We start from the raw sequence: 14,544 nt of genomic DNA on the forward strand, positions 1-14,544 counted from the left end.
CAACGAACTAAACAGGTATCGGCCTGATGATGGAGGTTTCGCGTGTCATTTTTTAAATGGTTTTTTACTAGTATGAAATCACAGCCTGTGCAAAAGCAGCCAAAAGCTCCGCCCGTCCAATTGTTTTCCTCTTTCGCTCCGTATGGGCTGGGTGTTCTGGAGAACGACAGCCTCAAACCGGTAGAAGCCCGGTTCAATGAGGTCTTCGGCAAATACGCCAAGTATTGGGATCATGTAAAAGCACGCGTGCTGAAGGAGAATCCGGATATTTCCGAAACCGAGTATTCGTGGATTTTCCTGGAGTTCAAACGCTTTCTGGCGCTCAACATTTATTTAAACAACGTGGGCATGTACAGCACGTCCGTGGATGACATCTGGCACGAAGCTTTGATGTTCACCCGCGATTATCAGGAGTTTTGCCGGGATCTTCTGGGGGAAATGATTCACCATTCGCCGCATGTCGGCGATGCGCCGCAGCCGGGCGAACACGAGAGAGCCCTGTTCGAGCTGGTCTACTCCCTTGTGTTCCGCTTCTACCCGGAAAATGAACAGCTGCTCGGAAAATTCGGACAGCGCAGGCTTCACCCGGAATTCGTCGCATATGCCCGAGATTTTGACTGGAACCGGATCCGGCGGGATTATTTCAAGCCGAATACGATCGTCATTTATGAAGATGCCGTTCAGGATTTGGTGCATCACCTTTTCAACGGGATCCAGAATGCCCCGCCGGCCGCCGCAGCACGAAATTCCGGCAGGATGTCTTCGGCCGGAAGAACGGCGGCCTCTTCGTTTAACGCCAACGACGTCTCCGGCGCCGGTTACGGCGCCCTCAGCGCCCTGCTGTTCTACTCCATCCTGAACGGGAACGATGATCGTGAGGGGGGCGGCGGGAACGGGTCCGGCGATTCGGACTGCAGCAGCTCTTCCTGCAGCTCCTCGGACTCCGGCGGCTCGTCGGACAACAATTCGTCCGGCAGCGGTTCTTCCTGCAGCAGTTCGTCATGCAGCGGCTCGTCCGACAGCGGTTCTTCCTGCAGCAGTTCTTCTTCATGCAGTAGTTCGTCCTGCAGCAGCTCCTGACCCGGCCGGACGGGAGTAGCAGCGCTTTATGATGTACCACGTGTTTGGGATGAACGATTACGATATTGCCTGTGAGGCTTAACCTGGGAAAGAGTACAGGGCAGATATTTTTGGAGCGCGCCACATAGTAAATTGAAATGCAAAGATGAGCAGCTTATTCCTAATGGAATAGGCTCTTTTTATTTTGCGACGTGATTATGAAACGTTACCGAGAGTCAACTGGAATTGAGCCTGTCCTTGTACAACGTTCTGAATAAATAAAGGGAGGACGCGTGAACGTCCTCCCCATCGACCAGGCTATCCCCCGGCTGAGATAGCGGCGCGCCACACGTGGCATTTGCAGACATCCGCTATCTCGCATTCCATCATAACGGAAAGCCGAGGGGAACAAATAACAATCAAGATTTCTGTAATGTTAGGCATAAACCACTTTCCCGATATAAAGGTTATTAGTCCAATCTTTTAAAAGGGATAGACAATAAACTGTCTTTGAGTTTAATTTTTGGAGGTGTGCGAACATATTATGGACTGTAAGAGACATAAACCCAGGCATATTCATAAAGGGAAAAAAATAGTTAAAGTCAATGTCAGACCCAAAATTAACGTGAATGCGCCGCAGGGACCTATGGGGGTTCCAGGTGTACCTGGCCCAGAAGGCCAGCCTGGGCCACAAGGAATTCCTGGGCTTCTTGGACCTGAGGGACCGCAAGGACCAATAGGTCCACAGGGCCTACAGGGCCTTCAGGGCCTTCAAGGTATTCCTGGCCCTGCCGGCGGGCCTCCTGGTCCACAGGGTATCCCTGGCCCTCAGGGTCCACAAGGAATTCCTGGCCCTCAGGGCCTTCAAGGTGACACTGGCGCTCAAGGTTCACAAGGTGAAACTGGCTCCCAAGGCCCACAAGGTGAAACTGGCGCTCAAGGTGTCCCTGGAGTAGCGGGACCTCCCGGACCAGCCGGAGCAGGGATTTCAGACTTTTTGAGTATTTACCGTTTTGATCCCGGTACAGGAACCGATACAGTCCCAGGTAATGCAGCTGTTATTTTTAACGGTGTATTCGCAAACTCTGGGGGAGCATTTACTTTTGTACCACCTTCAGCGACAATAACAATCAATGAAACTGGAACTTATTTGATTTCTTTTACTGTTCACAATCAAGGCAATGCTGATTTTAACTTAACTGTAAGTAGTGCTCCTGTTACTCCTGTTCCTTTTACAGGAAATGGTGGCGGCCCTACATCTGCTGAAGTGATTATTGTCGTTACTGCGGTACCAAAAACAATTCAATTGGTAAATGCCAATGCTACACCTGCACAGCTTCATAACCTTACCAACACTACTCTTACGATATTGAAATTAACTCCGTAATAGTGATTAAATATAAGGGTTTATTGCCTGCCGTATGTTTGGCAGGTTTTTTTATAAGCATATGAATGCTTACACGAAATAGTTTGTGCGTTAATCTTGCATCAATTGACTATTAATTATTAGAGATTTGAGTCTAGTGTGGAGGTGGTGCTCCCCTAGGAAACGGTAACCGAGGCGGCCCAGGCGAACCATACGGCAACAAGAAAGCTGTCACAACTGGCGAGTTAGAGTCAATCTGGATGGATACGTTGACGGATGACGTGCTGAACTTGATTGATCAGGTGGATACGGACCCGATCATGCAGGCTGATGAGTCGATTTACCTCCCGTTTACGATCCAGTACGTCGTGATCTGCCCCATAATACTCCTGCCTGAAATACCTCGTTCCGTTCAAGACCGGACCGGTCGAATACCGGCATGCCATTAACTGGGCCGGTCTGGACGGCAAAGTTTTTTACGGCGCTTACGAAGCCATCGAGAAACAGTTCACCCGCCACAACAAGAGCATCGACGACTGGTCCGTCAAACAGAAAATCGACCATACCGCCGCTTTTTCGCAGTTCGTGCAGACGCTGCCTAAAGACGGGGTCACAGGGTAAACGCGTAAACGATGCACATCTGGGCCGCCACGTAGGTCAGCCATACCCAGTATCCCTGATGCCGGAGCAACCTGCCGCCGATGGCTGCGGCCCCGATGATCGTGTCCGAAACGACGAAGAGCAGCCCGCCGACAGCCGTCAGCCAGAGCGCCCCGCCAAGGGACCAGGCCATAGCAGCCGCAGCCGACGCCATAGCCCCGATCCACAAGCCGTAGACGAGCGAGCCGATGTTGAACAAGCGCGGAGCGTCGGGATTGCGGATCAGAAGCAGCCAGGCGGCGATCAGCACCAGGCCGTAGAACACGGCGACGACAGCCAGGCCCGCGTTCATCAGGTCAAGGCCTTCATGGTGCAGGGCAGCCGCAAACGCCGCGATATAGAAGACGTGCGCCACGGCGAACGTCAGCATTCCGCCGATCATCGGATGCCTCCAGGGAATGATCCCGGCCATGGACAAATCGCCGATAAACGACCAGGCCATTCCCCAGAAAATCCACTCTTTGGAGGAGGACGCCGGATCATCCCGCCACAAAGCAAAAGCAGCCGCGGTAAGTGTCAGACTGATCAGCATCCGCACCCATAACGGAAGCCGGACCTCCGTGCTTTTACGCCGGGCATCCGACATTCCAAGACCGGTACCGGCGGCAAACAAGATCACTTGAACGGCCCAAAGCCATCCCATCATCGTTTCCCCCTCCTCCCGTGCACACCCATGCACGCCTAAGCCGTTACCTATTCTTACCCCGCGTGTCCCGCGAGCAATCCGGCTCTTTTTTAACCCGTGCATAAATGAACGCGTTTCACCCGCCAAACTCCATCGAAAGCCGGCCAAGTCCGCACGTTTATACACGTTATGCGCGTTCCTCGTTTCTTATCCTGCCTTTTCCACTGTCCCTTACTGCGCATTTCCCCATAAAAAAAGGACGGCCGAAACCCGGCCGTCCTTTCAGCGGCCTTCGGCCTCTTTAATCCGCACCGCAGCCCAGTCCGTCCGGTAGAACCGGTACATGACGGCAAGGCCGAAGGCGGCGATAAACGAATACAGTGAAATCCAGGCGCCGGCCGAACCGAATCCCCACACAAAGGTGAGCAAATACGCAAGTGGCACGAAAAAGACCCAACTGAGCACAAGCGAAGTTCCCAGCAAGAAGGTCGTATCTCCGATTCCCCGCAGACCACCCGCGTAGAAATTCAGGAGACCGTCAAACAATTGCAAAAACGCGGAAATCCGGATGAGGTCGGCGGCAAGCACGTAAACCTCCGGGTCCTGAGAATACAGCTTCGCGATCGGAACCGCGAAAACGAACTCCACCGCGCCCAGGACCAGCAGGCAGATGCTGCCGAGCACCGCCGTGTCGGTGCCGTACCGGCGGGCCAAGTCGGGCCGGTGCTTGCCGACCTCGCGCCCGACGAGGATCGTCGCCGTGGATGCGAAGGCGAAAGCCGGCATGAAGCCGAGTGACATCACGTTCAGGGCAATCTCGTTGGCGGCCAGCGCCTCCGTCCCCAAGCGGGTCACGAACATCGTGAACACGAACATGGCCAGGCTCATCGCGAATTCCTGCATGCCGAGCTTCCCGCTTTCACCGGCGATCAGGCGCGCTTCCCTGCGGTCAAGCTTGACCCGGGTGCGGGTCCGGTATTTGTCATGGAGCCGGAAAAACACGATGTACACGGAGCCGATACTGCAGATGGCTTCCCCGATCAGGACGGCCAGCCCGGCGCCCGGAAGCCCCAGCTCGGGAAATCCGAGATGCCCGTACGTTAACCCGTAAGTGAACACAATCATCGCCGCATTCCCCAGAATCGTAAGTGCCATAGGAGATCGGGTATCTCCGATTCCCCTCAGGAATCCGAAAAGGGCAAAATTCAGCACGGAAAACGCCATCGCATAAAACCGGAGCTCCAGATATTCCTTCCCTGCGGCGACCAGCTCTTCAGAGCTTCCCATCAGCCGCAGAATCCCTTCGCTTCCGAGCCACCCCGCAGCCAGGATGACGGCAATGAGAGCCAGACAAAGATAAAGCGCGATGTACGTGCGCTCCACGCCTTTCTTCATATCTCCGGCCCCGAAATTTTGAGCCACAAGATAATTTACCGTGTGACCGATCCCCGAGCAGGCCGCCCAGGCGTTGTACATAATAATGTTGCAGATTCCTACCGCAGCGATGACGAGAGCGCCCATCGGGCCTACCATCATCAAATTAATCGTACCGGTCAGCGTCGCCGCCGCGAACGACACGATCGACGGAACCGCAAGCCGCAAAATCATTCCCCAATTTGTAAACATAGACTACTCCTCCGGCACCGCCGCCGGAACCATCCTCCCGTCAGGCTTGTTTTCCGATTGTTTGACCCGCTTAAGCTGCGCGACAATCAGGAAGCTCACGATGACCAGCAGGAACCACGAGCTCATTTTGCCGAAAGAAACGAGCTGCCAGCTCTCCCTCTGGTTCGGATACTGCCACGCTCCCAGGAAGGTTGCGATATTTTCCGCCAGCCAAATAAAAAAGCCGATCAGAAAAAAAGAAAGGACGAGCGGCATCCGGTACGTTTGCCTGCCGACGGTAAACAGGACCGCAGTCCGGAAAAACAGCACGAACAGCAGAGCGGTCAGCACCCAGCGCAAATCCCAGATATAATGGTGGGTCATAAAATTCAGATAGATTCCGGCTCCGAGCGGGACCGTAAACCAAGGCGAAGGCCAGCGCGTCAGCTCCACATGCAATCTCCGCCAGGCCTGGCACAAATAACTCGCCACGCTCGCGTACATAAACCCGCTGTAAAGCGGTACTCCCCATACTTTCGTCCAGGCTTCCTCCGGATACGACCAGGAGCCCATATTCACCTTATAAATCTCCAGCGCCAGCCCGATCAGATGGAACAGGCAGATCACTTTCACTTCATCCCGGGTTTCAAGCCCCGTCCGGACCATCGCCCACTGGATCAGCAGACAGATGACCAGCATGAGGTCATACATGTGAGGGACGTTTGCCGATTTCAGAACAGCCAGACTGATAAAAATAAGAACGGGAAACAGGCACGAAAGAGCTTCCAGCCAGCCGAAAAGCAGCAGCTGCCGAATCCCGTAACGTACGGATCGAATCATGGGAAACCCTCCCTTCAGCATATAGAGGTCCCAAGCGTTCTCGCTCGGAATCCATTCCTCTGCTAGTTTAGCACAAGTTTTTCAAGCAGGGAGAAAATAAAGCCGGAAAAAATCCCGCAACTATTTGCGCCGCGGGTATTGACAGAACCTTTTTTTGAAGGAAAAATGAGGGGGCAGTGCTGTCAAACCGAACTCACTTAAAGGCGGTGCACGATGAGTAAACACGTCTCCATGCAAAATATTGCCGACCGGCTTGGCATTTCAAAATACACCGTTTCACAAGCGCTTTCAGGCAAAGACGGGGTCAGCGACGAAACGCGGCTGAAAATCATGGAAACCGCCCGGACCATGGGCTACCGCAAAAAAATAAACAAAAGCCCGGCCGCGGCCGGACTTTTCCAGGAGAGGGATGGCAGAAGAAAAGAAATAACCTCTTCCTCCTCCGATCCTTATATGCTCGTATGGATACACAGCGCCAAGCAGCAGGACCCGTTCTTCTGGCCGAAGGTCATCGACGGCCTCGCTCAAACGTGCCGCGATCTTCAGGCAGACTACATGCTGATTTCCGTCCCGCCCCACCGGGAAGACGAACTGGCCATGCCGGGATTTTTGGACCCGGCACGGTGTATGGGCCACATTCTGCTCGGCACCTTTTCGACGCGGGCGGTCATCTCACTGCAGCAAACCGGGCTGCCGCTCGTGCTTGTGGACCATGAGGAACCCCTCGTGGACGTGGACTGTGTCGTCAACAGCAATGTCGACGCCGCAGTGGCCGCGTCCAAGCAGCTTTTCCGGGAAGGCTGCGACTCGCTCGTTTTCGTCGGGAGCGACTCCTTCTCCGTCAGCTTCAGGGAACGCGCGCTGGGCTGCCGGATCGCCGCCGAGGAAGCGGCCGAATCGGGCCGTCCCGTCTGCCTGAGCAAGTGGAACGTGCCTTACGCGAGTCCGACGTGGCCCCACGATCTGGCGGTCCGCGTGGGCTCCGTTTCCACGAGCGAGCTGCCGGACGGCTTCATCTGCGCGAACGATCACATCGCGCTGCGGCTGATGGCTCTGCTCAAGCAGCGGGGCTTCGACATCCCCGGACAGTGCCGCGTGATCGGTTTCGACAACATCGAAGCGGCGGCCGCTTCGTCGCCTACGCTCAGCACGGTCGAGCTGAGCAAGGAGCTCCTCGGCATCCGGGCGGTAGAGACGCTCCTCTACCGCAAGCGCCATCCCGGCCGCGCTCACGAGAAGATCGTCCTCGCGCCGGAATTCATCGCGCGGGCGTCGGGCTAGCGCAGGCGGTATGCCGCGAGTACAGCGCGGTATGCCGCGAGTACAGCGCGGTATGCCGCTGACGCGAGTACAGCCGCGGCGAAGCCTGCGGCGCGGAACCGGCGGGCCTCACGCAGAAAGCGTGGCCATGCCGTCTGCGGCCCCTGCGCTCCTCACGCGGAGAGCACGGCCTGCCGCCTGCGGCCCCTGCTGCGCCTCACGCCGAGAGCTCGGCCCTGCCGTCTGCGGGGCCCCTGCGCTCCTCACGCGGAGAGCTCGGCCATGCCGTCTGCGGCCCCTGCGCGCCTCAGCCCAGCGGCTTTCGGGCCAGCACCCGGATCCGGCAGTAATCGCCGGTCCAGGCGCCGTCCCGGAACAGGGCGGGGCGCAGGCGCTCCTCCACGCCCTGCGTGATGCGCTCCTGCGTCGCCGCGTCGATTCCGGCGAAGAAGCTGCCGGCAAACGCGTGCAGCCAGTGCCGGATGGCCTGCTCTCCTCCCGGCAGCGGCGTCGGCCGGTCAAAGATCTCCGCGTAGCGGACATCGAGCCCGGCCCTCTCCAGCACGCCCGTATATTCCCCGATAGTCGGGAAATACCAAGGGTTTCGCGGCTCGGGGTCGATCCCCGCTTCGCGCACGGCCTCGTGAATCGCCCGCTCGATCCGGGCCACGTTGCCGAAGCCGCCGAATTCGGCCGCGAACCGCCCTCCCGGCCGCAGCGCTTCCGCTACCGTCCGCGCGGCTTCATCGGCCTGCGGGACCCAGTGCAGCGCGGCGTTGGAGAACACCGCGTCGAACGTCCGGCCGCTCCGGTATGTTCTCGCGTCTCCCACCTCAAAAGCAAGCTCAGGATAGTTCTGTCTCGCCTGCTCTATCATGGCCTCCGAGAAATCCACCCCTGTCACTTGCGCGCCGAGAAGGGCTATTTCGTGCGCAAGGGTGCCCGTTCCGCACCCCAGATCGAGAACCGATTCTCCCGGGACCGGACTCAGAAGGTCCATCACCCCTTGGCCGAGCCTGGATACAAAATACATCTGCGTATCATAATGCCCCGCGTCCCACTTACCTTGTTCCGCTTCGTTCATTCCGAACGCCTCCCGTTCCCGTCTGTGCGGGGTAGTACATTCAGTATGAAGAACAAGACTTATAATGTCTAATATATAAAAACTACGTTCTTTATAGTTTTTTCCTATAAACAAATCCGGACAAGCGCATTTCTACGCCTGCGGATTTGCTTTTTCTTCTATTACACATACCGTTCCAAATAGGATAAAACGACCGACACCAAAGCAAATACGAGCGCCGTCAGCGTAATTTTGGAACGAATGAATCCGGCCATCCCTTTGTTCTGCTTTTCGAGCTGTTTTTGCTTGTTGGGGACCTCGATTTGACGCGGGTCATTGTCTTTTCTTCTCATCGTAAAGGCCTGGAAACCGATGCCGCTCACGATTGCCGACACAATGAGCAGAATTAAAGCCAGTAAAAATAATGTATCCGAAATTGATCTAAGCACAAGCGACCATCCTTATCTTATCCGATTACGGGTTATTTCTTTATTATACTTCATTTGCCCAATAGAATCTCCCTCTTCCGTCCTTTCCCGCCGTTATCCGCCTAAAGAAAGGAAGGCCGCCCGCTTCTGCGGACAGCCTGCTGCGGCCTTAAGCCTATTTATCCTTTTCGTTATCTATTATACGGATAGTAGTGAGGATAGTTGTAGTAAGGCGGGTAGTACGGGCAGTATGGCTGCGGGTAGTAGTGATGATGATAGGGATAGTAAGGATAGCCGCCGTGATAACCACCGTGGTAACCTCCATGGTAGCCGCCATGATAACCACCGTCATGATAACCTACTTGACCCCCATCGTAGCCGCCTTGACCTCCGGGATACCCGCCGGGAACGGCGTATTCTCCCTGCTTACGCGCTTCTTCGTCCGCTTCCGTACTGACCCATTCGGCTTGGTTCCATTCCTGCTGCAGACCGTATGTGCCTTGACCGTATGTGCCTTGACCGTATATGTCCTGACTGTATGCGCCCTGACCGTATATGTCCTGGCCGTATGTGCCCTGACCTTGAGTTTCGAATGTCATAAGCAATCCCTCACCCTCTGTATGTTGTGCCCAAAGGCATTTTGCATCTAACACATCGTATGAACAGATGCCCAGAACGTGAGAAAAGCGCCCAAACTTGGGCGCTTGCCTAGATAAATCCGGATGAACGGAGCGGATGGAATTTAGCTTAAAAAGGATACGACGGGAGCGGAAGCTACGCTTTTTGAACGCCGCCGGTGAGCATGCTTGCTTTTTTCCAATTGCCCCAGAAGTAGTAAGCGACCGAAAGGAGGGAACCCAGCGTAAATCCAACCGGAAAACTCCACCATACGGCATCCAGACCGTAGGAATCGGCCAGATAATACGAGAGCGGGATGCGCACGCACCAAAGCGCCAGGAACGTGATCAGAAGCGGGAACATGACGGCCCCCGTCGAACGCACGACACCCGAGACCACGAAGGTAATGCCGAAAATGATAAAACTCCAAAGCGTCAGCAGGTTGATCCGCATACCGATTTCGATGGCCTGGCCTTCCGGCAGGAACAGACTCAGGGCGCTGCGGTTGAACAAATAGATCAGGCAGACGAGTACGCCCGTCATCAGGACATTGTACATGACCCCGACGCCTGTTACGCGGTGCACCCGGTCCCACCTGCCCGCGCCCACGTTCTGGGCCGCAAACGACGAAACGGCTCCGCCGATCGCCATAGCCGGCATCTGGATGTAAGAAGACAGCTGGATCGCCGCCCCATAGGCCGCCGTCGCCTCCGATCCGAACCGGTTTACGAGGTTGATCATAGCCAGCGAGCTTGTCGAAACCACGATCATTTGAAGCCCCATGGGAACACCTTTCTTCACCAGCGATCCGATGATCGCCCCGTCGAAGCGCAGCAGATGCCGGTCTTCGCGCGTAATGCGGAGAAAATATTTTTTCCGATACAGCGACACTAATATAGCGACGAGGGCGACAAGCTGCGAGATGCCCGTTGCCAGTGCGGAACCCGAAATGCCGAGTGCGGGGATCGGACCCCAGCCGAAAATCAGCAGCGGATTCAGCGCGATATCCAGAATGATGGACAGCACGAGAAACCGGAAGGGCGTTTTGGAATCCCCCGCGCCGCGCAGGATCGTCATAATCATGTTATAGCAGAACATAAACGGCATGCTCATAAAAATAATTCTCAGATAAGCGTTGGCCATGTCCATCGCATCCGCGGGAGTGTGCATCCACTGCAGAATCTGCGGGGACAAGAGCACGCCCAGGATACCCACAACCAGCGAAAGGGTGAAGAAAAACAGGGCGCTCGCTCCCACCACCCGCTTCGCCTGGGCGGTATCGCCCGCTCCGATGCTCTGCCCGATCATAATCGTGGATGCCATTCCTATGCCGAAGATGGAACTGAGCATAAGAAACATCACATTGTTCGCATTGGATGTAGCCGCAAAAGCGCTTTCACCCAAAAATTTACCGACCCAGATGCTGTTAACCGTCCCGTTCAGTGATTGCAGCACATTCCCGTACAGGACGGGCAGGGAAAACAGGAGCAATTTTCTCGCAATCGGGCCTTGGGTCAAATCCATTTGTGCTTCGTTTTTCGCCATGGCGGGGTGCTTCCTCCTAATAAAATGAGCCGCGCTTGTATGATTCCCTCTCGGGAACCATACCAACCGCAGCAAAACGATATCCTAATGTTACCATAGCGTAAACCCGGTTAGCGAAGTTCTTGTGCGGACAACAGAAACCGCCTACCTCGTCATTTCACGATTGTTAGGCGGTATTCTTCGGTTATCTTTGTTTAAGAAAAAAATTACCGGTTCAAGAGGCTGCCGACATACCGCAGCAGCTCATTCGCGCAAACCGGGCAGTAACCATGCCCGTCAATCAGCTGCCGGGTCACTTCGTTGATTTTCTTCAACTGTCTTTCGTCCGGAGTCTTGGTGGAAGTCGTAATTTTGACGATATCTTTCAGATCGGCGAACAGCTTCTTCTCAATCGCTTCCCGCAGCCGTTCATGCGTACTGTAATCGAACTTCTTCCCTTTGCGGGAGTAAGACGAAATCCGGATCTGAATTTCTTCGCGGAACGCCTTCTTCGCATTTTCGGAAATGCCGATCTGCTCCTCGATCGAACGCATGAGACGCTCGTCGGGGTCCATCTCCTCCCCCGTCAGAGGGTCTTTGATTTTGCCCCAGTTGGAGTAAGCCTCGATATTGTCGAGATAGTTGTCGAACAGCGTTTTGGCCGACTCGTCGAACGAGTATACAAACGCTTTCTGCACTTCCTTCTTCGCGATATCGTCGTATTCTTTGCGGGCGACCGAAATAAAGTTGAGGTACCGCTCCCGTTCGTCCCGGGTGATGGACGGATGCTGGTCCAGTCCTTCCTTCAGCGCCCGCAGCACATCGAGTCCGTTGATGCACTGGAGATCGTGGCGGATAAGCGCACTGGAAATCCGGTTGATGACATAGCGGGGATCTATGCCGCTCATTCCTTCTTCCAGGTACTCGTTCTGCATCTCTTTCAGGTCCGCATCCTTGTAGCCTTCCACGGCTTCGCCGTCGTACATCCGCATTTTTTTCACGAGATCCATGCCCTGTTTCTTCGTTTCCTTAAGCCGGGTCAGAATGGAGAAAATAGCGGCGGCCCGCAGCGCGTGCGGCGCAATATGAATATGCGACATATCGCTCTGTTTGATAAGCTTCGTGTAAATTTTCTCTTCGTCCGTTACCTTCAGATTATAAGGAATCGGCATGACAATCATCCGCGACTGAAGGGCCTCGTTCTTTTTGTTCGCGATAAACGCCTTGTACTCGGATTCGTTCGTATGCGCCACAATCAGCTCATCCGCCGAGATAAGCGCGAAGCGGCCCGCTTTGAAATTGCCCTCCTGCGTCAGGGACAGCAGATTCCAGAGAAATTTCTCGTCGCATTTCAGCATTTCCTGAAACTCCATTAGTCCGCGGTTCGCCTTGTTCAACTCTCCGTCGAAACGGTAGGCGCGCGGGTCCGATTCGGAGCCGTACTCCGTGATCGTGGAAAAATCGATGCTTCCGGTCAAGTCGGCGATATCCTGGGACTTCGGATCGGACGGACTGAACGTGCCTATCCCCACCCGGTCGTCCTCGGAGATCAGCACCCGCTCGACCAGCACGTTCTCGATGTTGCCGCCGTATTCCGTTTTCAGCCTGAGCTGGCAGGACGGGCACAAGTTCCCTTCGATGCGGATACCCAGCTCGGACTCTATTTCCGGCCTCAATTCATTCGGAATGAGGTGAAACGGATCTTCGTGCATCGGGCAGCCTTTAATCGCATAAACGGCTCCCTTGTCTGTTTTGGAAAACTGCTCCAAACCCCTTTTCAGCAGCGTGACGATCGTCGATTTGCCTCCACTTACCGGCCCCATCAGCAGCAAAATCCGTTTGCGGACATCCAGACGCCGTGCGGCGGAGTGGAAATATTCCTCCACCAGTTTTTCGACTGCGCGGTCGAGCCCAAAGATCTCCTTGTCGAAAAAATTGTACCGGGTGTGCCCGTCGTTTTGTTCAATGCCGTGAGAAGCGATCATTTCGTACACACGCGCATGGGCTGTCATCGCCAGACCCGGATTTTGCCGCACGAGCTCGAGATACTCCCGGAGTGTGCCCGACCATGCAAGCTGCTCCTTCTCGGTCCGGTGCTCCGTGATGCGTTTGAAAATATCCATGGGTACCTCCTCTCACTGCCATTGCCTCAAAAGAGCGGATAGCTCGTGATAGTGATTTTAGGGTACTACAATCCTATGCGGTCCAAGGACGATTCTTGCCACTAAATTTGTACAGGAACAAAGGAAAAACAAGCCTCACAACCGGTGGCAGATCGGTGGAAGTCTTTACCGCGGGTAGCCGACCCGGACGTCTTTTTCGTGCTATAATCAAGAAACCGGAAAACCGTTTTGGAAGGAAAGGGGCGCATAACACAGTGGCGATTCGGAGCGAAACGGAGCTGTACGGCCCGGTTAAAGCCTACTGGGAAAAGCTCGGCTACGACGTCCGGGGAGAAGTGCGGCACTGCGATCTCGTCGCCGTCCTGGAGGGCGAGCCGCCCGTCGTCGTCGAGCTCAAGCGCAGCCTGACCGTCCCCCTGCTGCTTCAGGGACTCCGGCGGCAGGACGTGACGCACCGCGTCTATATCGCGATCGAGCTTCCCGCCAAAGGGCGGGTCCCCCACCGGATGACCTGGGCGGACATCCGCAAGCTGTGCGGCCGTCTCGGTCTCGGACTTATCACGGTGCAGTTCTACAAAACGAGGAAGCCCGCCGTCGAGGTGGTGTGCGAGCCACCGGGCTTCGGCGACACCGCTCCCGCGCGGAAGACGAGGAAACGCGCCGCCGAGCGAGTGCTCGGCGAGTTCCGCGAGCGCAGCGCCGACTACAACGTGGGCGGCAGCCGGGGGCTCAAGCTCGTCACGGCTTACCGCGAGAAGGCGCTGCACTGCGCCCTGCTGATTCGCGAGCAGGGACCGCTCTCTCCCCGCCGCTTGCGCGAGCTTACGGGCAACGCCAAGACGCCGGCCCTGCTCCAGCGCAACGTGTACGGCTGGTTCGTCCGCGTCAGGCGGGGACTGTACGGGCTGACGCGCCCCGGCGAAGAAGCGCTGGACACGTTCGCCCACGTGGCGGCCCGCTTCATGCCTCGCGAGCCGGACGCGTCCCCGGATGCCGGGCTGACGGAATCTGGCGAGCATTCTCGGCCGGAGGCGGGTGCTGCGGACGAGCGGGGAGGGGCTGCCGGGGCAGGACCGACCACGCGCGTCCGATTGCCAGAACCGCCCGAGACGGTACACCCGCGTCCGGAGGCGGGGGTGGCCGCTATGGCTGAGCTGCCGGGCGCGTCGGAGCCTGCGGACGTGCGTGACGCACAGGACGTGTCGGAGCCTGCGGACTCGCCGGACTTGCGGAACGCATCGAGTCAGCGGGACATTACCGCTCAGACGGACAAGCGGGATAAGCCGGACGCGTCCGGTTTGCAGCAGACCCCGTCTACGCGGAAAAGGAAATCAGCCAAAGCAAAGAAAGGAGGCTCGACGTGAGCCTCCTTT

At 56.1% G+C, this 14,544-nt stretch carries 13 protein-coding genes; 5 read left to right on the forward strand and 8 right to left on the reverse strand.

What is annotated here, in order from left to right; all coding sequences use genetic code 11:
• The first annotated feature begins 42 nt into the window (after positions 1-42).
• From PCH01S_RS11080 to PCH01S_RS31030, 3 genes are all read left to right on the forward strand, one after another.
• Positions 43-1,080, forward strand: a complete 1,038-nt coding sequence (locus PCH01S_RS11080; RefSeq protein WP_042229267.1) for a glycine-rich domain-containing protein — start codon at positions 43-45, stop codon at positions 1,078-1,080.
• 976 nt (positions 1,081-2,056) lie between these two features.
• Positions 2,057-2,446, forward strand: a complete 390-nt coding sequence (locus PCH01S_RS31335) for a hypothetical protein (RefSeq protein WP_241688811.1) — start codon at positions 2,057-2,059, stop codon at positions 2,444-2,446.
• Between the two features lie 239 nt (positions 2,447-2,685).
• Positions 2,686-2,874 carry a hypothetical protein gene (locus PCH01S_RS31030; RefSeq protein WP_042229268.1) on the forward strand — a complete coding sequence of 63 codons (189 nt, stop codon included), beginning with the start codon at positions 2,686-2,688 and terminating at the stop codon, positions 2,872-2,874.
• Between the two features lie 161 nt (positions 2,875-3,035).
• Here PCH01S_RS31030 and PCH01S_RS11095 read toward each other — a convergent pair whose 3' ends face one another.
• The 3 genes from PCH01S_RS11095 to PCH01S_RS11105 all read right to left on the reverse strand — a co-directional run bounded on the left by PCH01S_RS11095 (position 3,036) and on the right by PCH01S_RS11105 (position 6,155).
• Positions 3,036-3,731: a lysoplasmalogenase family protein gene (locus PCH01S_RS11095; protein ID WP_053228698.1), complete on the reverse strand. Its 696-nt coding sequence runs from the start codon at positions 3,729-3,731 to the stop codon at positions 3,036-3,038.
• A gap of 261 nt (positions 3,732-3,992) precedes the next feature.
• A complete protein-coding gene (locus tag PCH01S_RS11100) occupies positions 3,993-5,336 on the reverse strand; it encodes an MATE family efflux transporter (protein ID WP_042229269.1) in 1,344 nt (447 codons plus the stop codon).
• A gap of 3 nt (positions 5,337-5,339) precedes the next feature.
• Positions 5,340-6,155 (reverse strand): DUF817 domain-containing protein, encoded by an 816-nt coding sequence (locus PCH01S_RS11105; RefSeq protein ID WP_042229271.1) that lies wholly within the window; start codon positions 6,153-6,155, stop codon positions 5,340-5,342.
• Between the two features lie 213 nt (positions 6,156-6,368).
• Between PCH01S_RS11105 and PCH01S_RS11110 the strand changes: the two genes are divergently transcribed.
• The gene (locus tag PCH01S_RS11110) at positions 6,369-7,436 is read left to right on the forward strand and encodes a LacI family DNA-binding transcriptional regulator (RefSeq protein ID WP_042229272.1); all 1,068 of its coding nucleotides are present in this window, start codon (positions 6,369-6,371) and stop codon (positions 7,434-7,436) included.
• 286 nt (positions 7,437-7,722) lie between these two features.
• On the opposite strand, the gene PCH01S_RS11115 is transcribed toward PCH01S_RS11110, so the two are convergent.
• The 5 genes from PCH01S_RS11115 to PCH01S_RS11135 form a co-directional block, all read right to left on the reverse strand.
• Positions 7,723-8,499, reverse strand: coding sequence for a class I SAM-dependent methyltransferase (locus PCH01S_RS11115; RefSeq protein ID WP_042229273.1), 777 nt, complete (start codon positions 8,497-8,499; stop codon positions 7,723-7,725).
• A gap of 161 nt (positions 8,500-8,660) precedes the next feature.
• Entirely contained in the window at positions 8,661-8,927 is a 267-nt protein-coding gene (locus tag PCH01S_RS11120) for a hypothetical protein (protein ID WP_042229276.1), read from the reverse strand.
• Between the two features lie 170 nt (positions 8,928-9,097).
• Positions 9,098-9,505 carry a hypothetical protein gene (locus tag PCH01S_RS11125; RefSeq protein ID WP_042229932.1) on the reverse strand — a complete coding sequence of 136 codons (408 nt, stop codon included), beginning with the start codon at positions 9,503-9,505 and terminating at the stop codon, positions 9,098-9,100.
• 175 nt (positions 9,506-9,680) lie between these two features.
• On the reverse strand, positions 9,681-11,069 hold the full coding sequence (locus tag PCH01S_RS11130) for an MATE family efflux transporter (RefSeq protein ID WP_042229279.1): 1,389 nt from the start codon (positions 11,067-11,069) through the stop codon (positions 9,681-9,683).
• Between the two features lie 206 nt (positions 11,070-11,275).
• A complete protein-coding gene (locus tag PCH01S_RS11135) occupies positions 11,276-13,171 on the reverse strand; it encodes a PrkA family serine protein kinase (protein WP_042229280.1) in 1,896 nt (631 codons plus the stop codon).
• 254 nt (positions 13,172-13,425) lie between these two features.
• On the opposite strand from PCH01S_RS11135, the gene PCH01S_RS11140 reads away from it, so the two are divergent.
• On the forward strand, positions 13,426-14,535 hold the full coding sequence (locus tag PCH01S_RS11140) for a DUF2161 family putative PD-(D/E)XK-type phosphodiesterase (protein WP_042229282.1): 1,110 nt from the start codon (positions 13,426-13,428) through the stop codon (positions 14,533-14,535).
• Positions 14,536-14,544 lie beyond the last annotated feature (9 nt).

It is taken from the genome of Paenibacillus chitinolyticus NBRC 15660 (genome assembly GCF_000739915.1).
Taxonomy (GTDB): domain Bacteria; phylum Bacillota; class Bacilli; order Paenibacillales; family NBRC-103111; genus Paenibacillus_F; species Paenibacillus_F chitinolyticus.

Bases quoted from the DNA above. Each gene is read 5' to 3' on its own strand.
- PCH01S_RS11095 (WP_053228698.1), bottom strand. From the start codon at position 3,731: ATGATGGGATGGCTTTGGGCCGTTCAAGTGATCTTGTTTGCCGCCGGT.
- PCH01S_RS11100 (WP_042229269.1), bottom strand. From the start codon at position 5,336: ATGTTTACAAATTGGGGAATGATTTTGCGGCTTGCGGTTCCGTCGATC.
- PCH01S_RS11135 (WP_042229280.1), bottom strand. From the start codon at position 13,171: ATGGATATTTTCAAACGCATCACGGAGCACCGGACCGAGAAGGAGCAG.
- PCH01S_RS11125 (WP_042229932.1), bottom strand. From the start codon at position 9,505: ATGACATTCGAAACTCAAGGTCAGGGCACATACGGCCAGGACATATAC.
- PCH01S_RS11115 (WP_042229273.1), bottom strand. From the start codon at position 8,499: ATGAACGAAGCGGAACAAGGTAAGTGGGACGCGGGGCATTATGATACG.
- PCH01S_RS31030 (WP_042229268.1), top strand. From the start codon at position 2,686: ATGGATACGTTGACGGATGACGTGCTGAACTTGATTGATCAGGTGGAT.
- PCH01S_RS11105 (WP_042229271.1), bottom strand. From the start codon at position 6,155: ATGATTCGATCCGTACGTTACGGGATTCGGCAGCTGCTGCTTTTCGGC.
- PCH01S_RS11130 (WP_042229279.1), bottom strand. From the start codon at position 11,069: ATGGCGAAAAACGAAGCACAAATGGATTTGACCCAAGGCCCGATTGCG.
- PCH01S_RS11110 (WP_042229272.1), top strand. From the start codon at position 6,369: ATGAGTAAACACGTCTCCATGCAAAATATTGCCGACCGGCTTGGCATT.